Source organism: Acidovorax sp. ACV01 (assembly GCF_014851495.1).
GTDB classification, from domain to species: Bacteria; Pseudomonadota; Gammaproteobacteria; order Burkholderiales; family Burkholderiaceae_C; genus Acidovorax; species Acidovorax radicis.
The window spans coordinates 292,057-313,967 of record NZ_JACUZT010000002.1; the positions used below are offsets into that span (position 1 = coordinate 292,057).

Here is a 21,911-nt window from a genome sequence, read left to right on the forward strand (position 1 = left end):
GTGAACGGGTCACCGGGGTTTTGAGCCCCTGCGAAACCCCGGTGGTCGATTCAATTCCATCTGTCAACCCTGCTTCAGTGGGGGTGCGTTGGCACGTCCACCCGCACTAGAGTCCCTGTCACCCCGCCTGAACCTGCACCACGGGAGCCGGATTCGCCCGCGCTTTCTGAGGGGGTGAAGCGCCCACCCCGTTCACGTGCCCGGAGAACCCCTGATGTATCGAACTTTTTCTGCCAGAGCCGAGGCGCTGTGGGCAAGGCTTGCCGGGGCGGCAAGGCTGTTCCTTCCGGTGGTGAGTGGAGCACTGATGGCGTGTGGCGGTGGCGAAGACCCCGTTGCGCCCCCACCACCGCCACCCGTGGCGCAACATTCCGTGGGCGGCACCGTGACGGGGCTGGTCGGCACGCTCGTCCTGGCCAATGGCACGGGAGCGGAGCTGACCATCACGGCCAGCGGTAGCTATGCCACCAGCATCTCGCAGGGCGCGGCTTATCACATCGTTGTGCGGACCCAGCCCGCCGGGCAGACCTGCGTTGTGGAAAACGGCTCGGGCGTGGTGGCAGGCCCGGTCACCAATATCCTGGTGGCCTGCACCACCCATACCTACACCGTCGGCGGATCGATCACGGGGCTGCTTGGCGTCGTGACCTTGCGGCTCAACGGCGCCGCGGACCTGTTGGTGGCAGCCAATGGCGTTTTCAGTTTTGCATCTCCGCTGTCCCACGGCAGCCCCTACGCCGTGACGGTGCGCGAACAGCCAGCGGACCAGGTTTGCACGGTGGATGCTGCCACCGGTGTCGTGGTGGCGCCAGTGACCCAGGTGCGGGTGCTTTGCCGCACGGTATCTTCGCCTCCCCCTCCGCCACCTCCGCCCCCACCTGTGCCGGCGCCCCCCACGCCGGGTGGCCTGGGTATTGCCTATGGGACGAAGGCACTGGTCTTTTCCTGGACCTCGGCGCCCGGCGCCACCAGCTACACGGTGTACGAAGACCCGGACGGCCCGGGCCCGCTGGCATCCGCGCAGATCGGCTCGACGGCTACCACCGGGCTGACCTACGCCATACGGGGGCTGTTGCACGAGCGGCTGAATGCCGCGTACACGGTGCGCGCCTGCAACGCGGGCGGGTGCAGCGCCCCATCGGCCTCCGTGGCTGCGGACATGGTGCGTGCGGTTGGCTATTTCAAGGCTTCCACCACCACGGTCGAAGGTCGGTTCGGAAACCGTGTGGCCTTGTCCGGCAACGGCACCACGCTGGCAGTGGGGGCCTATGGAGAGGGCGGCAACACCGGCGCGGTGTACGTTTTCACGAAAAGCGGCGCCACGTGGTCGCAGCAGGCGCGCATTGCGGCCCCCAACGGCGAGGCCAACGACTATTTTGGCAACGCCCTGGCCTTGTCTGCCGACGGCAATACGCTGGCCATCGGCGCGGACGGCGAAAGCGGCGATCAGAAGGGCACGTTTTCGACGATGCCGGCGACCAACAACCTGGCCAGCAACTCAGGTGCCGTCTATGTGTATGCTCGCACGGGTGCATCCTGGTCGCAGCAGGCCTTCATCAAGGCGAACAACGCGGATGCGGACGATCTTTTCGGTTCATTCGTCGCCCTCTCGAACGACGGCAACACCTTGGCGGTTGGCGCCTACAACGAGGATGGCGACTTGAGCGGAGTGCACGGCAACGCAGCCTATTCCGCGTCTGGGGCTGCCTATGTCTTTACCCGCACAGGCACCAACTGGGCACAGCAAGGCTACCTCAAGGCCTCCAACGCGGGGGCGGGAGATTTCTTCGGGATCTACCTCAGTGTGTCCGGGTCGGGCGACACCTTGGCGGTGGGGGCCTTCTTTGAGCGCAGCGCCTTCACAAGCAATCCGGCGGACGACACGCTGGCCAATGCCGGAGCGGCCTACGTGTTCGAGCGCAACGCGGGAACGTGGTCGCAGCAGGCCTACCTGAAGGCTCCGCTACCCCTGGCGCAGGACCGCTTCGGCGTAGCGGTCCAGCTGTCGGGCGACGGCAATACGCTGGCCGTGGGAATGGACGGAGACAGCAGCAACCACACTGGCGTTTTCGTGGTGCCCCCCGCGAGCAACACGCTGGCCACCAACTCGGGAGCGGTGTTCGTGTTCATCCGTGCAGGCGGCGCCTGGCAGCCACAGGCCTATTTGAAGGCCTCCAATACCCGTGCGCCCCACCGTTTCGGGAACAACCTGGCCATGTCCAGCGACGGCAACACGCTGGTGGTGCCGTCGTACCGGGACAACAGCAGTGCGCGCGGATTCAATGGAGACCAGGCCGACACCGCGGCAGTCGATGCAGGCGCTGTGCTGGTGTTTCGCCGCAGCGCCGGCTCCTGGGCGCAGCAAACCTACCTGAAGGCCCCCAACACCGGCGCGGGGGACCGGTTCGGCGGCCGCGTCGCGATATCCGGTGACGGCACCACGCTGGCCGTGGGTGCATCGACGGAAGACGGCGGGTCGAACGGAGTTGGTGGCAACCAGATCGACGAAAGCAGAACCAACGCGGGCGCGGTGTACCTGTACTGATGCTTTGAGGAGCGGGGCTGGTGGATGTCCTGCCCCTTCCTTCATTGCCTGGTGGTGCGGCGGCCCCCAGCGCCCCTGAGTGCCCTTGGGCGCCGCCCGATCTGCTGGGTCTGCGCGCTTTACCGCACGCGCATGCCGGGCGTGGCGCCGGGCCAGGGGTTGAGCACGTAGATCCCGGGGTTGGCTTTTTCGTCGCCATGGCTGGCGGCCAGGACCATGCCTTCACTCACGCCAAACTTCATCTTGCGCGGGGCCAGGTTGGCCACCATCACGGTGTGTTTTCCGATCAGGTCTTCGGGCTTGTAAGCGCTGGCGATGCCGCTGAAGACGTTGCGCGTGCGGCCTTCGCCCACGTCCAGCGTCAGGCGCAGCAGCTTGGTCGATCCCTCCACGGCTTCGCAGTTCACGATCAGCGCAATGCGCAGGTCGATCTTGGTGAGGTCGTCGATGGTGATGGTGGGGGCCAGTTCTTCACCACCGGGTGCTGCTATGGTTTCGGTAGCTGCTGGCGCTTGTTCTGCCTGCGCTGGGGCCTCAAACAATGCTTCAAGCTGCTCGGGGGTGACGCGCTGCATGAGGTGCTGGTAGGGAGTGATCGCCTGCACGTCGCCCGCCACGTCCCATTGCTGCATGTCCACACCTACGAAGCCTTGCACGGCCTGGGCCAGGCCCGGCAGCACAGGAGCCAGGTAGCGCGTGAGCGACGCAAAGGTGTTGATGAGCACCGAGCACACCTGGTGCAGCGCCTCGTTGTTGGCGGCATCCTTGACCAGGTCCCAGGGCTTGTTCTGGTCCACGTAGGCGTTGACCTTGTCGGCCAGTTGCATGATCTCGCGCGTCGCCTTGCTGTACTCGCGGGTTTCGTACATCTGCGCGATGGCGCCGCTGGCACCGCGCACTTCGGCCAGCAGGGCCGTACCGGGGACGCCGAAGTCGCTGGTCAGCTTGCCGTCAAAACGCTTGGTCAGGAAGCCCGCCGCGCGGCTGGCAATGTTCACGTACTTGCCGATCAAATCACTGTTCACGCGGAGCATGAAGTCCTCGGCGTTGAAGTCGATGTCCTCATTGCGCGCGCTGAGCTTGGCCGCCAGGTAGTAGCGCAGCCATTCGGCGTTCATGTTCAGGCTCAGGTACTTGAGCGGGTCCAGGCCCGTGCCGCGGCTCTTGCTCATCTTCTCGCCGTTGTTCACGGTCAAGAAGCCGTGCACGAACACGTTGTTGGGCGTCTTGCGGCCGCTGAAGTGCAGCATGGCGGGCCAGAACAGCGTGTGGAAGGTGACGATGTCCTTGCCGATGAAGTGGTACTGCTCGGTGTCGGCAGCGGCCATGTACTCGTCGAAGGTGCGCGTCTCGCCATGTTTGGCCTTGGGGCCGCCCTTGTCGAACCAATTCTTGAGCGAGGCCAGATAGCCCACGGGCGCGTCGAGCCACACGTAGAAGTATTTGCCCGGTGCATCGGGGATCTCGATGCCGAAGTAGGGTGCGTCGCGGCTGATGTCCCAGTCGCCCAGGCCTTCGCTTTGTGTGCCGTCGGGGTTGGTGCGGACGGTGAACCACTCCTTGATCTTGTTGGCCACCTCGGGCTGTAGCTTGCCGTCCTGCGTCCAGTTCTCCAGAAACTCCACGCAGCGCGGGTCCGACAGCTTGAAGAAGAAGTGCTCGGAGTGCTTCAGCTCCGGCTTGGCGCCCGACAGGGCCGAGAACGGGTTGATCAGGTCGGTGGGCGCATAGACCGAGCCGCAGACCTCGCAGTTGTCGCCGTACTGGTCCTTGGCGTGGCACTTGGGGCACTCGCCCTTGATGTAGCGGTCGGGCAGGAACATGTTCTTCTCGGGGTCGAAGAATTGCTCGATGGTGCGCACCTCGATCAGCGAGCCATCCGCGCGGTCGCGCAGGTCGCGGTAGATCTGGCGGGCCAGGTCGTGGTTTTCGGGCGCATCGGTGCTGTGCCAGTTGTCAAAGCTGATGTGAAAACCATCAAGGTACTGCTTGCGGCCGGCAGCGATGTCGGCCACGAATTGCTGGGGCGTCTTGCCTGCTTTTTCGGCGGCAATCATGATCGGCGCGCCGTGGGTGTCGTCCGCGCCCACGAAGTTCACCGCGTGGCCCTGCATCCTTTGGTACCGCACCCAGATGTCGGCCTGGATGTATTCCATGATGTGGCCGATGTGGAAGTTGCCGTTGGCATACGGCAGGGCGGTGGTAACGAAGAGTTTGCGGGCGGATGACGTCATGAAAAGCGGCTTTCTCAGGCGGAACCCGTGATTTTAGGCGGTCGGCAGTGTCCTTGACCGCTGCGGCCGCTGCGTGGGCCCGGTTGGGTCGCCCAGGTGCCAGTCAGGGCGTGCGCGCAGGCCACCGATGGCGCCACAATGCCTCGCATTCCAACATGCAACGAGGAGATCTCAGATGGCCAGAACATGGGCGAAACGGGTGGGGTGGGGCGTCGGCGGCGCTGTGTTGGCGGTGGCCGCCTACCTGGCGGCGTGGCCGGTGCCCATCCAGCCGGTGGCCTGGAGCGCGCCTGCCGCGCCGGGCTACCAGGGTGTGCACGCACCCAACCAGCGCCTGGCCAAGCTGCAGATGATCGCTCTGAAGGGCGAGGTGGGGCCCGAGCACATCGCTTTTGGCAAGGACGGCAAGCTCTACACCACCGTGCTCAGCGGCAACATCCTGCGCATGAATGCCGATGGCTCGGGCCAGGAGGTGTTTGCCAACACCGGCGGGCGGGTGCTGGGCTTTGACTTTGATGCAGCAGGCAACCTGATTGCCGCCGATGCGGTCAAGGGCCTGTTGTCCATTGCGCCCGATGGCAAGGTCGCCGTGCTGGCCGACAAGGTGGGCAACGACCCTATCCGCTATGCCGATGCGGTGGTGGTGGCCCAAAGCGGCAAGATGTACCTGAGCGACGCCTCCACGCGCTTTGCCCCCAAGGACTGGGGCGGTACCTTTGAAGCCAGCGTGCTCGACATCCTGGAGCAGGCCAGCACCGGCCGCGTGCTCGAATACGACCCCGCCACCCGCAGCACCCGTGTGGTGGCGCGGGGCATCAGCTTTGCCAACGGCGTGGCGCTGAGCCAGGACGAGAAAAGCCTGTTCGTCAACGAGACCGGCAAGTACCGGGTGTGGAAGATTGCGGTAGACGCGAACGACCTCGACATCAGCGAGGCCGATGCCAAGGTCAAGGCGCCCGCCGGCAGCCAGCCCGCACCCCAGGCCCGCGTGCTGCTGGACAACCTGCCCGGCTACCCCGACAACCTGATGCGCGGCATGGACGGCCGCATCTGGCTGGGCTTTGCCAAGCCGCGCGGCGCCGCCATCGACAACATGTCCGGCAAGCCCTGGCTGCGCAGCCTGACCCTGCGCCTGCCACGTGCGCTGTGGCCCATCCCCAAGCCCTACGGCCATGTGATCGCGTTCACCGACGACGGCAAGGTGGTGGCCGACCTGCAGGACCCGAGCGGCGCTTACCCCGAGACCACGGCGATCACCGAAACGGCGGACCGGCTGTATGTGCAGAGCCTGCACGCGCATGGCCTGGGCTGGTTGCCCAAGGATGTACTCAAGGGGCAGTAGCGGTCTCTTGGTCGCCGCTGCCACGGTATGGCGCGCTGCCTGCAAGGCGCGAGGCGACCCAGGGGGGTGTCACGAATGCTCCCTCATCTGCACCTCGGCGCCAGTATCCGTCCAGCCGAAGAACCGGCACACCTCGGCCCGCATGGCCAGGGTGTCGGCCCGGCCCAGGGCCATCAGCTCCTTCGTGTAGCCCGACTCGAACAGCAGGTAGCTGGCCAGTGCGGCGCCGCGCACATCGGCCATGTTGGAGGTCACGCCCAACGCGCCCAGCATGGCGCGCACGGGCCCAGGCAGGTCGCCCACATGGCGTGCGGCCACGGCATCGAGCCGTTGCGAGGGGGCGATCACCAGCAGCTCGATGGGGCGCAGCGCGCTGTGCAGGCGTTTTTCCTCGGGGATGAGCGACAGGGTCTGGTTGATGCGTTGAACGCGCTCCACGTCCACCGCCAGCGCGTCCAGAAAGATGTTGGACAGCGCGTGCCCCGCAATCTGCGCCAGCGTGGGGTAGGTGGCCGTGGGATTGGCGGCGGCATCGCCCTTGGGCTCGTGCATGCGGCCCGCGCCGATCACCAGAATTCGCTCTGCCCCCAGATGGATCGCAGGGGCAATGGGCGCCGACTGGCGCATGGAACCGTCACCAAAATACTCGATGTGGTCATCCACCTCGATGGCCTTGGCCGGAAAAATGAACGGAATGGCCGAGGACGCGAGCAGGTGCTCGTGCGTGATGCGGTCGCTGGCAGCCTTGCGTTGCGAGCGCACCCAGGGCTTGACGGGCGTGGCGGCTTCAAAAAAAGTGACATGTTCGCCCGAGCTGTAGCTCGACGCCGTCACGGCCAGCGCCGCGAGGTGCCCCTTGCGGATGAGCCCCGGCAGGCGCACCAGCGGCACCATCTTGACGAGCAGTTTCTCCAGCGGCGAGTTGTCCAGCAGCGAGCGCGGGCGCATGCGCCGCCAGCGCGCCAGTGCCCAGCCCATCGACACCAGCGTGAGCCATCGCGCGCCGCTGCGCATCACCGAGAGCGAGTCGGCGCCATAGACCTGGCTGGCGTGGAACTGGCGCCACACGCGGGCAATGCGGCGCACCGCGCGGTCGAAATTGTCGGCCCCGCAGGCCAGTGCCGCCGCGTTGATGGCGCCAGCGGAAGTGCCCGTGATGATGGGGAACGGGTTGGGCCCGCCGCCTTCTCCGCAGGCGTGGCGGATGTCGGCAATGGCCTCCAGCACGCCCACCTGGTAGGCGGCACGGGCGCCGCCGCCGGTGAGCAGCAGGCCGGTAGGGGGGCGGTGGGAGGCAGGGGTATCGGAAGGGGCTGAGGGCGGCATGGGTGTTTGCTGGGTGGTGCCCCAAGTGTCGGGGGGCGGCCGCGAGCGTTTTATGTGGGAAAACCCGCATGGAGGAGGCTGGAGGTCTCGCCGTTGCCGAGGGGCTTCAATCTTGCAAACCCCCACCGAAGGGTTGGGGACGAGCCTGCGTCGGGCTTCCTCCATTGCAGCGCGGGTGGGGCACGGGTTGCCTGCGCGGTGCCTGTGGCATGCTCGTGAAGATTTCTTTGGGGGGCGGATTGAACCAGCGCATCATCGTTTCGCTTGATTTCCCTGCGGCTGCGTCCGACCTAGTCCGGAAGCTGGGCCCCGCCGCGTCTTTCTACAAGGTGGGCTTGCAGTTGCTCACGGCGGCAGGCCCTTCCTTTGTCCGCGAGCTGGTGGACGCCGGAAAGCGGGTTTTTTTGGACCTCAAGCTGTTTGAAATCCCAAGCTCGGTGGCTGCCGCCGTTGCTGCGGCCGGGGAGTTGGGCATTTCCCAGGTGACGGTTCATGCTTCGGCAGGATCTGCGGTGCTGGAAGCTGCCGTGGCGTCTGCGGCGCACTTCCCCGGGCTCGAAGTGCTCGCACTAACCGTCATCACCAGTATGGACGACGAGGCGCTGCGCGAAGTGGGCGTGGTATCGACAGTGCCAGAACAGGTGCTGCGCCTTGCGCTCCTTGCCCAAGCAGCAGGCTGCCATGGCGTAGTCGCATCGCCACTGGAAGCCAGGCTCCTGCGCAACACATTGCCGCAGGAGATGCTGATCGTCACGCCCGGCATACAGCCGTTGGAGTTTGCCAAAGGCGACCACGCCCGCTTCACCACCGCAGCGCAGGCCATCGAGGCTGGTGCAACGCATGTGGTGGTTGGCCGGCCGATATCACGCGCTTTGAACCCTGCCGTTTCTTTTGCCGCCCTGTGCGCAGAACTGGACGGTTGAAACCGTGGCCCAGGAAGGGCCGACTCGTCGCCTTTTGACTTCACTGCGGTGATTCAGCGGGGCTGCGGGCCTTGAAACATAGCTACCTAGCCTTGGCGCAGCAGAAGCTGCGCCACAGCATCGCCCTGCAGCACCACGATGGCGTGTTCGCCAGCAAACGCCCGGGCGTTGTCGCTGACCTGCCCCAGGGCTGCCACATAGACGCCCGCCTGGGCATCGCTGGCCACCATGGCCGCGTGCAGTTCGCGCAAGGGCTCCACGCCGTGGGTGGCAGCCTTCCAGCGCTTGGCGCTCACCAGCGTGGTCTTGCCGCCCAGGGTCAGGCGCATGTCGGCCCCGGCGTTGTTGCCGTTGATCCGCTCCACGGTGTAGCCCGCCCGGGTCCAGGCGGATGCCAGGGTGTCGGCAAAGCTGCGCCAGGGCATGCTCCCCATGGCCTCCAGCATCTCGGCAACCCTGGCAGGGTTGGGGGCGCGCAGTTGTTTCCAGGCAGCAATGCAGCCGACCACAAAGATGGGGAAACCCGCCAGCGCACCCACCGCGAAGTATTCCTTGGGCAGCAGCGCACCTGCGGCCAGGACGATGAGGCCGACCACCACAAAGCTGATCCACCATGGCGAGCGCAGCAGCATGGCAAACAGGGATTTCTCGGCCATCTTGAATTTCACGGGGGTCCTTTTCGTTCGGTTTCACGGGTTGCCGCCGCTGTAGAGCCAGGGACAGAGCGAGCGCATTGTCCTTCAGCTGAAGGGGCCTGCGCCTTCGGAATAGACTACCCGCCCCACAGGAGCTATTTGCATGTCAGTCACCGAACAGGGCCTTTTGGCCGCACTTTCCAGCGTGCTGGACCCCCACACGGCCAAGGATTTCGTCAGCACCCGCGCCTTGCGCAACCTGCAGATCACCGGTGGCGATGTGGCTTTTGATGTCGAACTGGGCTACCCCGCCAAAAGCCTGGTGCCCGAGCTGCGCCGCAGCCTGGTGGCCGCCGCCAAGGGCGTGGCGGGGGTCGAGAACGTGTCGGTCAACATCACCACCAAGGTCATCGCCCACGCCGTGCAGCGCGGCGTGCAGCTCTTGCCCCAGGTCAAGAACATCATCGCCGTGGCCTCCGGCAAGGGCGGCGTGGGCAAGAGCACCACCGCCGCCAACCTGGCCCTGGCCCTGGCCGCCGAGGGCGCCAGCGTGGGCGTGCTGGACGCCGACATCTACGGCCCGAGCCAGCCCATGATGCTGGGCATCAACCGCCGCCCCGAAAGCGACGACGGCAAGACCATGGAGCCGCTGGAGAACTACGGCGTGCAGGTCATGTCCATCGGCTTCCTGGTGGACCAGGACGAAGCCATGATCTGGCGCGGCCCCATGGCCACCCAGGCGCTGGAGCAACTGCTGCGCCAGACCAACTGGAAGGACCTGGACTACCTCATCATCGACATGCCGCCGGGCACCGGCGACATCCAGCTCACGCTGTCCCAGCGCGTGCCCATGACCGGCGCGGTGATCGTCACCACCCCGCAGGACATCGCCCTGCTGGACGCCAAGAAGGGCATCAAGATGTTCGAGAAGGTGGGCGTGCCCATCCTGGGCATCGTCGAGAACATGGCAGCCCACGTGTGCAGCAACTGCGGCCACGTGGAACACATCTTTGGCGCCGATGGCGGCAAGAAGATGGCAGCCGAATACAACATGGACTACCTGGGCGCGCTGCCGCTGGACATGAGCATTCGCCTGCAGGCCGACAGCGGCAAGCCCACCGTGGTGGCCGACCCGGATGGGGACGTGGCCAAGATCTACAAGAAGGTGGCGCGCGACGTGGCGGTGAAGATCGCCCAGCAGGCCAAGGACTTCTCCAACAAGTTCCCCACCATCTCGATCAGCAAGAACACCTGATCCTCCTGACCTGCCGCACTGCGCCATGAATCTGCTCGCGTCCCTGCGCTACCTGGTGGCGCTGCACGAGCACCGGCACTTTGGCCGGGCGGCGCAGGCCTGCCACATCACGCAGCCTGCGCTGTCCAACGCGCTGCGCGCGCTGGAGAAGGAGTTTGGCGTGGTGGTGGTGCGCCGGGGCCGCAGCTTTGAGGGCTTCACGCCCGAGGGCGAGCGGGTGCTGGCCTCGGCCCAGCGCATGCTGCATGAGCACCAGGTGCTGCAGCAGGACCTCTCCAGCGACGCCGCCCACCCACGCGGCACGCTGCGCCTGGGTGCTGTGCCCACGGCCATGCCCATCCTGGCGCGGTTTGCGGCGCAGTTGCAGGCGCGGCACCCGGGCATCGTGCCGGTGGCGCTGTCGATGAGTTCGCAGGCCATCGAAGCGGGGCTGGAGAGCATTTCGCTCGACCTTGCGCTGGGCTACACCGAGCGCATGCCGGCACGCGGCGGCCAGCTGCGGGCTTGGCCGCAGTACGTGGAGCACTACTTTCTGCTGCGCCGGGCCGACAGCCTCCAAGGCCGCGGCCTGCAGATCGGCCAGCCCATCGGTTGGGCCGAGGCGGCCGCCCAGCCGCTGTGCCTGCTCACGCCCGAGATGCACAACCGCAGCCTGGTCGACGGCGCTTTTCGCAGTGCGGGCGCCACGGTGTTGCCGGCCATGGAGACCGATTCGGTGCTGACCCTGGCCCTCTCCGTGGTGGCGGGCAAGCTGTGCAGCGTGTTGCCCGGCGCGTTGGTGGATGCCGTGCGCGGCCACGATGGGCTGGAGGCCTTGCCGCTTGTCGGGCCAGTGCTTACCACGCCCATCGGTTTCATGTCGCACCGCCAGGTGCAGCCCACGCGGGCGCTGGATGCGGCGCTGGCCCTGGCGCAGGACAAGGACTGGCTGCAGCACGCCACAGCGCACAGTGGGTTGCTGACGGCTTCCCAGCGATAGGGCGATAGGCAAAGCGCCCCCGCAGGCCAAAGTAATTTCAGCCGCCGGTTCAGCGGACCGCCACAGTCAGGGCTCGTTGAATGAAGGCACGCTGCGCACACCCATGCCCACCGTCGCCGCGATGACCAGGAAAAAAGGCCATAGGTACAGGCTGGTGACGTTGCCAAAGCGGGTGACGCTGTAAATCAGAAACAGCGCGGACAAGGCCACCAGTTGCGCAACGATGTATTTGGCGAGCGCGCCATTGTTCGGCTGGATGAACAGGTAAATGAGCGCCACCACCATGAGCCCATAGGCGGTGGTCACCGAATGCCAGGCCACCTCTGCAACCGCCCGAATGCCCGGCGGCAACGAGCTTTCTTGAACCGGCGCATTCAGTTGCGGGCTGCCCACGAAGATTTGCATCCCCATCATGAACAAGCACAGCGTTGCTGCGGCCAAGTACCAGTAGTTGAGCTTTCGCACAGGATTTCCTTTGGGTGTCATTGAACGGCCGATTGCGCAGCCACGTGGCGCTGCCAGGCGATGAAGGCGGGGGCGCCTACCAGTTCCAGCACCGTGAAGCCGATGAAAGGCGCGGGCGGAAGTCCGACGAAGGCCATCGACAGCGCCCGCCCCACGCCGCCCAGAAACACCGCGCCCCACAGCACGGCAAACAACCGGCCTTCGTGCTCGATGCGTGGCACCAGCGACCACATCGCCAGGCCCAGCGCCAGCCATACGCCGCCAAAAAAGCGCAGGTTGCCGTCGAGCAGGGCATCACGCGGCAGGCCGCTCGTGTGGTAGATCGGGTCGTCGATGCCCATCATCGTCAGCACGCCGGTGGCGACCGGGATCAACGCCATCACAGCGGTGGTGGCTTGGAGCAGGCGTCGGGTCATGGTAATCTTTACGGTGTCAGGATTGACGCATTGTCGAGATGTATCTTGACTGTGTCAAGATTGTCGCCATGACCGATCCTGAACTCCCCCGCGCCACCTACCACCACGGCGATCTGCGCAGCGCCCTGGTGGCGGCCGCCGAGGGCTTGCTGGCGTCCGGGACCACGCTCAGCCTGCGCTCGGTGGCCAAGGCAGCGGGCGTATCGCATGCGGCGCCTTACCACCACTTCGCCAATCTGGATGCCTTGCTCGCCGCAGTGGCCACGCGGGGTTTTCAAGACCTGGCGGCCGACATGGAGGCAGCGCACCATGGCACAGACACTGCCACCACGCTGGTGGGGCATTGCACCGCGTACGTGGCCTTTGCGCTCGCGCGCCCCGCCGCGTTCCGGCTCATGTTCAGCCCGCTGCTGCAGCGCAAGGCCGACCACCCGGCGTTTCAGGCGGCGGCGGACGGGTCTTTTCAGGTACTGCGGCAGGCCGCCCATGCCCATGTGGCCGAGGGGGCGGACGAACTGGCGCTGGCGGGATGGAGCCTTGCCCACGGCCTGGCCAGCCTTGCGATTGACGGCGCCTTGTCGGCTGCGCCCGTGTCCATGCCCTCTACGCAAGACCTGGCGGCCATGCTGGCGAGCCGGTTGCTGGTGGGTCTGCCGACGGGCAAGGTGGGTCGCTGACAGGCTGACCCTTGCCGCTGATGCCGCGCAAAACCACGGTGTGCAGCCCATTTGTTTTTGTGATCGACCCATGTGCATCGGCAATTTGACGCGCCAAGGGGGCTCGCCGACACTGCGCTCGCCAGGCGGCCTTATGCAGGCGGCTTCATAACCACAACAAGACATTCCACGATTTCGCTCCATGCACCTTGCCCCCGAAGCCCCCACCGTGGCCGCTGTGTCGGTCAACGACATGCGCGATCGCATCCGCCGAAAAAGCCGCCTCAAGGGCCGCCAGCCCGAAGACGCTGCGATGGCCGAAGTGGCGCAACTGCTGGGTCTGCGCCCGGCCGAAGGCTTTCGGCGCGACCTGCTGATTGAATTTCTGCACCGCCTGAACGACCACTTTGGCGTGCTGCACGACCGGCATTTGGTGGCGCTGGCCAAGCAGATGAATCTGCCCATGGCCGAGGTGTACGAGGTGGCCAGCTTCTACCACCACTTTGAGATCGTGCGCGGCGACGAAGCAGTGGCCCCGCGCCTGGTGCTGCGCGTGTGCGAGAGCCTGAGCTGTAGCTTGGCCGGTGCCAGCGAACTGTTGGCGGCGCTGACCGAACGCCTGCGCGCTGCAGGGCAGGCCGATGTGCAGGTGGTGGCCGTACCCTGCGTGGGCCGTTGCGAGCAGGCGCCCGTGGCCGTGGTGCACCAGTGCCCGGTGCCACACGCCACGGTGGACGCCGTGCTGGAAACGCTCAATTCAAAGCCAAATCGGGCTCTGGCGCTTCATCCACAAGCGCAAGTAGCTATTAATTTTGATATTGCAGCGCTGGCCGAGAACAGTGTGCCTGCGCAGCCGGACGGGGCCAGCCCCGCCCACACCGACCTCGCCGTCTATCGCGCCCATGGTGGTTATCAGACGGCGGCCGCGCTGGTCAATGGCGAGATGGATGCTGAAGCCGTGCTCGTAGCCATGGAAAACTCGGGCCTGCGCGGCCTGGGCGGGGCGGGGTTTCCGGCCGGGCGCAAGTGGAGGATCGTTCGGGATCAACCCGCTCCGCGCCTGATGGCAGTGAACATCGACGAGGGCGAGCCCGGCACCTTCAAGGACCGCACCTACCTCGAACGCGACCCGCACCGCTTTCTGGAAGGCGTGCTCATCGCCGCGCAGGTGGTGGGCACCGAGGCGGTCTACATCTACCTGCGCGACGAGTACCACGGCTGCCGCGCGCTGCTGCAAGCGGCGCTCGATGACCTGCACGCCCAGCCGCCGTGCCCGCTGCCCCACATCGAGCTGCGGCGCGGCGCGGGCGCGTACATCTGCGGCGAAGAGTCCGCCATGATCGAGAGCATCGAAGGCAAACGCGGCGAGCCCCGCATGCGCCCGCCCTACATCGCGCAGGTGGGACTGTTCGGCCGGCCCACGCTGGAGCACAACTTCGAGACGCTGTACTGGGTGCGCGACATCGTCGAGCGCGGGCCCGAGTGGTTTGCCAGCTTCGGCCGCCACGGGCGCAAGGGGCTGCGCAGTTTCAGCGTCAGCGGGCGCGTCCGGCAGCCGGGCGTCAAGCTCGCGCCTGCGGGCATCACGGTGCAGGAACTCATCGACGAATACTGCGGCGGCATGGCCGATGGCCACCAGCTCTACGCCTACCTGCCCGGCGGCGCGTCGGGCGGCATCCTGCCCGCCTGCCTGAACCACATTCCGCTCGACTTCGACACGCTGCAGCCCTACGGCTGCTTCATCGGCTCGGCCGCCGTCATTGTGCTCAGCCAGCACGACCGGGCGCGCGATGCGGCGCTGAACGTGATGCGGTTCTTCGAGCACGAAAGCTGCGGCCAGTGCACGCCCTGCCGGGTAGGCACGGCCAAGGCTGCGGCGTTGATGCGCGCCCCGCAGTGGGACGAAGAGCTGCTGGGCGACCTGGCCCAGGTGATGGGCGATGCGTCCATCTGCGGGCTGGGCCAGGCTGCGCCCAACCCCATCCGCTGCATCCACAAATATTTTGCGCACGAGGTGGGCGAGGCACCCTGGCCGGGCGACTTGCCCAGGCCGCGCAGCAGCCCGCTCGCCGAGCAACTGCCCCCGGGGGTGCGACCATGAGCGCGGTGTTGACCTCCACCGCGGCCGAGCCCGGCGTGGCCTTCGAGCTCGACGGCCAGCCCGTCACCGCCCACGCTGGCGAGACCATCCTCAAAGCCGCGCAGCGCCATGGCGTGGAGATCCCGCACCTGTGCTACACCGACGGACTGCGCCCCGACGGCAACTGCCGCGCCTGCGTGGTCGAGATCGCGGGCGAGCGCACGCTGGCCCCCAGCTGCTGCCGCGCACCCACGCCCGGCATGAAGGTGCAGGCCACCAGCCCGCGCGCCCGCAAGAGCCAGCAGATGGTGGTGGAGATGCTGCTGTCCGACATGCCCGATGTCGGATACCGGTGGAACGACGAAAAGACGTGCACTCCTGATTTGATAGCTGTTAGCGCACGTCCATCCAGCGATAGCGGCAATTTTGATTCAAAAAATGATGCCCCAGTGGGCCAGCATGGCGAGTTGAGCGCCTGGGCCGGCCGCCTGGGCGTCTCGGTGCGCCCGGCCCTCCACGCCCTGCGCCGCGAGCAGCCCGCGCCCGACCTGAGCCACCCCGCCATGGCGGTGAACCTGGACGCCTGCATCCAGTGCAACCGCTGCGTGCGCGCCTGCCGCGAAGAACAGGTCAACGACGTGATCGGCTACGCGCTGCGCGGCGCGCAGAGCAAGATCGTGTTCGACCTCGACGACCCCATGGCCGAGAGCACCTGCGTGGCCTGCGGCGAATGCGTGCAGGCCTGCCCCACGGGCGCGCTCAGCCCCAAGACGCACATCGGCCCGCAGGCGGTGGACCGCAAGGTCGATTCGGTCTGCCCGTTCTGCGGCGTGGGCTGCCTCATCACCTACAACGTGCGCGATGAAAAAATCATCAGCGTCGAGGGCCGCGACGGCCCGGCCAACCATGGCCGCCTGTGCGTGAAAGGGCGCTTTGGCTTCGACTACGCCCACCACCCCGACCGCCTGACGGTGCCGCTGATCCGCAAGAGCGGTGTGCTCAAGGAGGTGCGGCCCTACGGCGCGGACTGGCGCGACACTTTCCGCGAAGCGACCTGGGATGAAGCGCTGGGCCTGGCCGCCGGCACGCTCAGGTCGCTGCGCGACACGCACGGCCCCAAGGCGCTGGCGGGCTTCGGCTCGGCCAAGGGCAGCAACGAAGAGGCCTACCTGTTCCAGAAGCTGGTGCGCACCGGCTTTGGCAGCAACAACGTGGACCACTGCACGCGGCTGTGCCATGCCTCCAGCGTGGCCGCGCTGCTCGAAGGCGTGGGCTCTGGCGCGGTGAGCAACCCGGTGCACGACGTGGAGCATGCAGAACTGATCTTCGTGATCGGCTCCAACCCCACGGCCAACCACCCCGTGGCCGCCACCTGGATGAAAAACGCCGCACAGCGCGGCGCGAAGATCGTGCTGGCCGACCCGCGCATCACCGACATCGGCCGCCATGCCTGGCGCACGCTGCAGTTCAAGGCCGACACCGACGTGGCCATGCTCAACGCGCTGATCCACACGGTGATCGACGAAGGACTGGTGGATGAGGCCTTCATCCGCGACCGCGCCAACAACTTCGAGGCCTTGAAGGCCAACGTGATGGGCTGCAGCCCCGAGGCCATGGCGCCGGTGTGCGGCATCCCGGCAGAGACGCTGCGCGAGGTAGCGCGGGCGTTCGCAAAAAGCAAAGCCTCGATGATTTTGTGGGGCATGGGTGTGAGCCAGCACGTGCATGGCACCGACAACGCACGCTGCCTGATCGCGCTGTGCGCCGTCACCGGCCAGATCGGCAAGCCCGGCTCCGGCCTGCACCCGCTGCGTGGCCAGAACAACGTGCAGGGCGCGAGCGACGCGGGGCTGATCCCCATGATGTTCCCCAACTACCAGCGTGTGGACAACGCCGGGGCGCATGCGTGGTTTGAACAGTTTTGGGGCACCCCGCTGGACGAGACCCCCGGCTACACCGTGGTCGAGATCATGCACAAGGCCCTGGCGCCTGACAGCGACCCGCACAAGGTGCGCGGCATGTACATCATGGGCGAGAACCCCGCCATGAGCGACCCCGACCTGAACCACGCGCGCCACGCGCTGGCCAGCCTGTCGCACCTGGTGGTTCAGGACATCTTCCTGACCGAGACCGCCTGGCTGGCCGATGTGGTGCTGCCCGCCAGCGCCTGGCCCGAAAAGACCGGTACCGCCAGCAACACCGACCGCATGGTGCAGATGGGCCGCCGCGCCCTGAACCCGCCGGGCGGCGCGCAGCCCGACCTGTGGATCATCCAGCAGATCGCCGCGCGCATGGGGCTTGGCTGGAACTACGAAGGCGAAGAGTCCGGCGTGGCCGCTGTGTACGACGAAATGCGCCAGGCCATGCACGCCAGCATCGAGGGCATCACCTGGGGGCGCCTTGCGCGCGACTCCAGCGTGACCTACCCCTGCCTCACGCCTGACGACCCGGGCCAGCCCATCGTCTTCACCGAGAAATTCCCCACGCCCACGGGCCGCCTGCAGCTGGTGCCCGCCAGCGTGATCCCGGCGGCTGAAAAGCCCGATGCCGACTACCCCCTGGTGCTCATCACCGGCCGCCAGCTGGAGCACTGGCACACTGGCAGCATGACGCGGCGCAGCACCGTGCTGGACGCCATCGAGCCCATGGCCACCGCGTCGCTGCATGGCGACGAACTGGCGCGGCTGGGCGTGGCGCCCGGGGCGCTGGTGGGCATCCGCTCGCGGCGCGGCATGGTGCAGGTGCGCGTGCGGCGCGACGACGGCACGCCGCACGGCACTGTGTTCATGCCGTTTGCGTACGTGGAGGCAGCCGCCAACCTGCTCACCAACGCGGCGCTGGACCCGTTCGGCAAGATCCCCGAGTTCAAGTACTGCGCGGTGGCGGTGGAGGTGTTGCAGGGCACGGTCAGCGAGGTCGCCTGACGCTGCGTGATCTGCACGCTGGCTGCGGGGCTTTGCGGGCATTGCTGTCTGCGGGGGCCGCACAGGGGTACAGTCTGCGCCCATGACTGAGCGCCCCTACACCGACGTTGCCGTGATCATGCGCTGCGAGCACATCGACAACCGCTGGCAGCCCTGGAGGTGGTCGCTGGCCGAGGTGGTGATCAACGAGCCCGCCTTTGGCACCGAGCCGCGCCAGATCATCCGGGACGAGCGCGAGCAGCGCTGGCTGTTCCCGGGGTTCCGGGCAGAGCTGTACCGTGATGACGCCGAGGGTTACCACCTCAATCTCACCTCGCCCGCCCCCTGCTGGTTTGTGCTGTGGCGCCGCGACGAAGACCCCGGCGCGGGTGAGATCCCGCTGGCACGCCCTGTGGCCGTGAGCCTGAGCTACCACGACGCGGGCCGCTGGCTGGACGCGCAGGAAACCGTGGAACAGGTGCCTGCGGCGCCTGAGGTGGTGGAGACCTTGCGCGCCTTTGTGGCCGAGCACTACCAGCCCGAGCCCAAGCGCCGCAAGCGCCCCGACAGTTTCCGCACGCTGCAGGACCGGTTTGGCAACCCCGCATCCGTCTCCACCGAAAAGCAGCGTGGTGGTGGGGGGAGCGGCGGTGGCAATGCCGGAGGAGGGAGCCATGGCTGACGGGTTCCTGGGCCGCTGGTCGCGCCGCAAGCAGGAGGTGCGTGAAGGCAAGCCGGTGGAAGAGCCGCCACTACCGGCGCCGTTGCCCCCACCTGTTGCTTCGTCGTCACTGGCCCCTACGTCCGCCGTGGTGTCCGGTGCATCCGACACGGCGGCAGAAGGCGCCGCGCCCGTCGCCGAGGCTCCGCCATCCCCCACGCTGGCCGATGCCCAGGCGCTCACGCCCGCGTCTGATTTCAAGGCCTTTGTGGCCCGCGATGTGTCGCCCGAGGTGCGCAACCTGGCCATGAAAAAGCTGTTTGCCGACCCACACTTCAATGTGATGGATGGGCTGGATATCTACATCGGCGACTACACCCAGCCTGACCCGCTGCCCGAGGGCATGCTGCGCAAGATGGCCAGCGCCCACGCAATGGGCTTCTTTGACCATGAAAAGAAGGCCGAGGCCGAAGCATTGCCCGATGTGCCAGTCGATGGCACTGCTGTGGAAGCAGGTGCCGACATGGGGTCCGGCCCAATAGCCCCTGCCCGTGCTCAGCCTCGGGATGATGCGGAGGGGCAAGCCCCCGCAGACGTGGCACAGTCCGGGGTATGCAACGCTATTCCTAGCGACCCCTCCAGCGAGCGTGAGGTGGCCATCCCGCCCGATGAGGTTGCGGTGGCCATCCCAGCCAGCCACTCTGAACATGACCACGACGCTCATCTGCGACTGCAACCAGACGATGCCCCTCAACGCCAAGGCGTTGGGCGCGGCGCTGCATGAAGACCTGACCCTCCACTCCACCCTGTGCCGGCGCGAGGCGGGCGCCTTCCAGAAGGCCATCCAGTCCGGTGACGATGTGGTGGTGGCCTGCACACAAGAGCAACGCCTGTTTGGCGACCTGGGCCAGCAGACCGAAGGCGCGGTATCTCCCATCCGGTTTGTGAACATCCGCGAAACCGGCGGCTGGAGCCGCGATGCCGCCCAGGCCAGCCCCAAGATCGCCGCGTTGCTGGCGGCCGCCCGGCTGCCCGACCCTCCGCCCGTACCCACGGTCACCTACAAGAGCACGGGCCGCTTGCTCATCATCGGACCGCTCGACCAGGCCGAGCAGGTGGCCGCCCTGGTGTCGGACGTGCTGGATGTAACCCTGTTCACCCAAGGCCCTGGCAATGCCGGTGGCGCGCAGGCGCGGCGGTTCCCGGTGCTGGGCGGGCGCATCACGGGCCTCACGGGCTGGCTGGGCGTGTTCGAGCTGCAGTGGAAGGCCGACAACCCGATTGATCTGGACCTGTGCACGCGCTGCAACGCCTGCGTGGCCGCCTGCCCTGAGAACGCCATTGGCCTGGATTACCAGATCGACATGGCTGCCTGTCAGTCGCACCGCGCCTGCGTGAAGGTCTGCCAGGTGGCCGGTGCCATCGACTTCACCCGCGACGCCATCGCACAGACCGAGCGCTTCGACCTGGTGCTGGACCTGCGCTCCCCGACTGCTACGCCTACTTTCTTGCAGCACGCGCTGCCGCAGGGCTACCTGCGCTGGGACGGGCGGGACCTGGGCACGCTGCTCAAGTTGCGCGAGCTGGTGGGCGAGTTCGAGAAACCCAAGTTTTTTGTCTACAAACAAAAACTCTGCGCCCACAGCCGCAACGAAACCGTGGGCTGCAACGCCTGCGTGGACATCTGTTCGGCCGAGGCCATTGCCAGCGACAAGAGCCGCCAGCAAATCAAGGTGAACCCCAACCTGTGCGTGGGCTGCGGCGCCTGCACCACCGTGTGCCCCACGGGCGCGCTGACCTATGCCTACCCCAGTGCGACAGAGCAGGGCACCAAGCTCAAGACCTTGTTGTCCACCTACGCGGCCGCAGGCGGCAAGGATGCCGTGCTGTTGCTGCACAGCCAGGAGCGTGGCCAGGCACTGGTGGAAGAGCTGGGCCGCGCCGCGCAGCTCAAGCTGGCGCACGGCGTGCCTGCCCATGTGATCCCGGTGGCGCTGTGGCACACGGCCAGCACCGGGGTGGACCTGTGGCTCAGCGCCATCGCTTACGGCGCCTCGCAGGTGGTGGTGCTGACGACACAGGAAGAAGCACCGCAGTACCTCGATGGCCTGCAGGCGCAGATGGATGTGGCCCAGAGTCTCTTGCGCGGCCTGGGCTACACCGGCACGCATGTGCAACTGCTGCGCGCCACCCACCCCACCGAGCTGGATGCTGGATTGCAGGCCCTGGGCCAGACGCGCCAGAAGACTCCCGCCGTGGCCGCACGTTTTGCCGTGGCGCAAGAAAAGCGCAGCACGCTGGAGATGGCGCTCGACCACCTGATCGAACAGGCCCCGATGCCCGTGGCCGAGCGGCCCGAGGCCATTGCCTTGCCCGCTGTGGGATCGCCACTGGGCACCATTGAGGTCAACAAGGACCGCTGCACCCTGTGCCTGAGCTGCGTGAGCGCTTGCCCCGCCAGCGCGCTGCAGGACAACCCGCAACTGCCGCAGCTGCGCTTCATCGAGAAGAATTGCGTGCAGTGTGGCCTGTGTGCCGTCACCTGTCCGGAAGACGCGATCACCCTGCAACCCCGTTTGCTGTTGGCGCCGGAGCGCACTCAATTGCGTGTGCTCAACGAGGCCAAGCCCTGGGCCTGCGTGCGCTGCAGCAAGCCCTTTGGCACCGTCAAAGCCATCGAGGCCATGCTGGGCAAGCTGTCGGGCCATGCCATGTTCCAGGGCGAGGCACTGGAACGGCTCAAGATGTGCAGCGACTGCCGCGTGATCGACCTGTATTCCTCCCAAAGCGAAACGAAAGTGACGGACCTGTGAGCGCCCAACCTGCTTCTTTGACATCCGCTGGCGGCAGCTCCGCGCTGGACGAGGAAACCGCTCGGGCCGAACTGTATGGCCTGCTGTCGCAGCTGTATTACGCCGCGCCCAGCACCGAGCTGTTGTCGGCTCTGCGTGTGGCCGTGACCAAGGCGCCCGCCGATGGCGCCTTTTTGCAGGAGCCCTGGCAAGTGCTGGTGGGTGCGGCCCGCGAACTGAGCGACAGCGCGATGGCGCAAGAGTTCGACCGCCTCTTTGGCGGGGTGGGCAAGCCCGAGGTGTTTTTGTACGGCTCGCATTACCTGAGCGGCTTTCTCAATGAGAAGCCATTGGCCCGTCTTCGCACCGACCTGGATCGGCTGGGATTGGCACGCGACGAGTCGATGTCCGAAACCGAGGACCACATCGCCTACTTGTGCGAAGTGATGCGTTACCTGATTGCCGGGGATGACGTCGCTGTCTGCAACCTGACGGCGCAGCGCGACTTTTTTGCAACGCAGCTGCAGCCCTGGGTGCTGCTGCTGTGTGATGCCCTCGCTGCCCATCCGCAGGCGCAGTTTTATGCCGCGCTGGCCCAGTTCACGCGGGCCTTTGTATCGGTAGAAACCCAGGGCTTTGACATGCTCGACTAGCCTCCGGGAGGCCGGAAAAACCTGCCTGGGTTGCTATAAAAGATGA

Annotated in this window: 17 protein-coding genes; 12 read left to right on the top strand and 5 right to left on the bottom strand. The window is 66.5% G+C overall.

What is annotated here, in order from left to right; translation table 11 throughout:
- Positions 1 to 214 precede the first annotated feature (214 nt).
- Complete coding sequence (locus tag IB243_RS05900; RefSeq protein WP_225584767.1) at positions 215 to 2,545, top strand: FG-GAP repeat protein; 2,331 nt, start codon at positions 215 to 217, stop codon at positions 2,543 to 2,545.
- 119 nt (positions 2,546 to 2,664) lie between these two features.
- On the opposite strand, the gene metG is transcribed toward IB243_RS05900, so the two are convergent.
- Positions 2,665 to 4,779, bottom strand: a complete 2,115-nt coding sequence (gene metG, locus IB243_RS05905) for a methionine--tRNA ligase (RefSeq protein ID WP_192425735.1) — start codon at positions 4,777 to 4,779, stop codon at positions 2,665 to 2,667.
- Between the two features lie 175 nt (positions 4,780 to 4,954).
- On the opposite strand from metG, the gene IB243_RS05910 reads away from it, so the two are divergent.
- A complete protein-coding gene (locus tag IB243_RS05910) occupies positions 4,955 to 6,121 on the top strand; it encodes an SMP-30/gluconolactonase/LRE family protein (RefSeq protein WP_192425737.1) in 1,167 nt (388 codons plus the stop codon).
- A gap of 69 nt (positions 6,122 to 6,190) precedes the next feature.
- Here the strand turns inward: IB243_RS05910 and IB243_RS05915 are convergent, their stop codons facing one another.
- A complete protein-coding gene (locus IB243_RS05915; protein WP_192425739.1) occupies positions 6,191 to 7,447 on the bottom strand; it encodes a patatin-like phospholipase family protein in 1,257 nt (418 codons plus the stop codon).
- A gap of 209 nt (positions 7,448 to 7,656) precedes the next feature.
- Here IB243_RS05915 and pyrF point away from each other — a divergent pair, with 209 nt between their 5' ends.
- Entirely contained in the window at positions 7,657 to 8,370 is a 714-nt protein-coding gene (gene pyrF / locus IB243_RS05920) for an orotidine-5'-phosphate decarboxylase (RefSeq protein WP_225584768.1), read from the top strand.
- Between the two features lie 86 nt (positions 8,371 to 8,456).
- On the opposite strand, the gene IB243_RS05925 is transcribed toward pyrF, so the two are convergent.
- Complete coding sequence (locus IB243_RS05925) at positions 8,457 to 9,026, bottom strand: restriction endonuclease (RefSeq protein WP_192426323.1); 570 nt, start codon at positions 9,024 to 9,026, stop codon at positions 8,457 to 8,459.
- Between the two features lie 142 nt (positions 9,027 to 9,168).
- Between IB243_RS05925 and apbC the strand changes: the two genes are divergently transcribed.
- Positions 9,169 to 10,260, top strand: coding sequence for an iron-sulfur cluster carrier protein ApbC (gene apbC, locus IB243_RS05930; protein ID WP_010463262.1), 1,092 nt, complete (start codon positions 9,169 to 9,171; stop codon positions 10,258 to 10,260).
- Positions 10,261 to 10,285: 25 nt separating this feature from the next.
- Positions 10,286 to 11,239 (top strand): LysR substrate-binding domain-containing protein, encoded by a 954-nt coding sequence (locus IB243_RS05935; protein ID WP_192425741.1) that lies wholly within the window; start codon positions 10,286 to 10,288, stop codon positions 11,237 to 11,239.
- Between the two features lie 66 nt (positions 11,240 to 11,305).
- Here IB243_RS05935 and IB243_RS05940 read toward each other — a convergent pair whose 3' ends face one another.
- A complete protein-coding gene (locus IB243_RS05940; protein WP_010463265.1) occupies positions 11,306 to 11,704 on the bottom strand; it encodes a hypothetical protein in 399 nt (132 codons plus the stop codon).
- A gap of 17 nt (positions 11,705 to 11,721) precedes the next feature.
- Positions 11,722 to 12,120: a DUF4345 domain-containing protein gene (locus IB243_RS05945; RefSeq protein ID WP_192425743.1), complete on the bottom strand. Its 399-nt coding sequence runs from the start codon at positions 12,118 to 12,120 to the stop codon at positions 11,722 to 11,724.
- Between the two features lie 68 nt (positions 12,121 to 12,188).
- On the opposite strand from IB243_RS05945, the gene IB243_RS05950 reads away from it, so the two are divergent.
- The 7 genes from IB243_RS05950 (at position 12,189) to IB243_RS05980 (ending at position 21,865) form a co-directional block, all read left to right on the top strand.
- Complete coding sequence (locus IB243_RS05950) at positions 12,189 to 12,797, top strand: TetR/AcrR family transcriptional regulator (protein WP_225584769.1); 609 nt, start codon at positions 12,189 to 12,191, stop codon at positions 12,795 to 12,797.
- A 181-nt stretch (positions 12,798 to 12,978) separates the two neighbouring features.
- A complete protein-coding gene (locus IB243_RS05955; protein WP_192425747.1) occupies positions 12,979 to 14,877 on the top strand; it encodes an NAD(P)H-dependent oxidoreductase subunit E in 1,899 nt (632 codons plus the stop codon).
- Positions 14,874 to 17,780, top strand: a complete 2,907-nt coding sequence (gene fdhF, locus IB243_RS05960) for a formate dehydrogenase subunit alpha (RefSeq protein WP_192425749.1) — start codon at positions 14,874 to 14,876, stop codon at positions 17,778 to 17,780. Before IB243_RS05955 ends, fdhF begins: the two co-directional genes overlap by 4 nt.
- 82 nt (positions 17,781 to 17,862) lie before the next feature.
- Entirely contained in the window at positions 17,863 to 18,441 is a 579-nt protein-coding gene (locus tag IB243_RS05965; protein WP_192425751.1) for a DUF3305 domain-containing protein, read from the top strand.
- Positions 18,434 to 19,204 (top strand): DUF3306 domain-containing protein, encoded by a 771-nt coding sequence (locus IB243_RS05970; protein ID WP_192425753.1) that lies wholly within the window; start codon positions 18,434 to 18,436, stop codon positions 19,202 to 19,204. The genes IB243_RS05965 and IB243_RS05970 overlap by 8 nt, the downstream gene beginning before the upstream one ends.
- Positions 19,164 to 21,233 (top strand): 4Fe-4S binding protein, encoded by a 2,070-nt coding sequence (locus IB243_RS05975; protein ID WP_192426324.1) that lies wholly within the window; start codon positions 19,164 to 19,166, stop codon positions 21,231 to 21,233. The genes IB243_RS05970 and IB243_RS05975 overlap by 41 nt, the downstream gene beginning before the upstream one ends.
- Positions 21,230 to 21,865, top strand: a complete 636-nt coding sequence (locus IB243_RS05980; RefSeq protein WP_192425755.1) for a molecular chaperone TorD family protein — start codon at positions 21,230 to 21,232, stop codon at positions 21,863 to 21,865. Before IB243_RS05975 ends, IB243_RS05980 begins: the two co-directional genes overlap by 4 nt.
- Positions 21,866 to 21,911 lie beyond the last annotated feature (46 nt).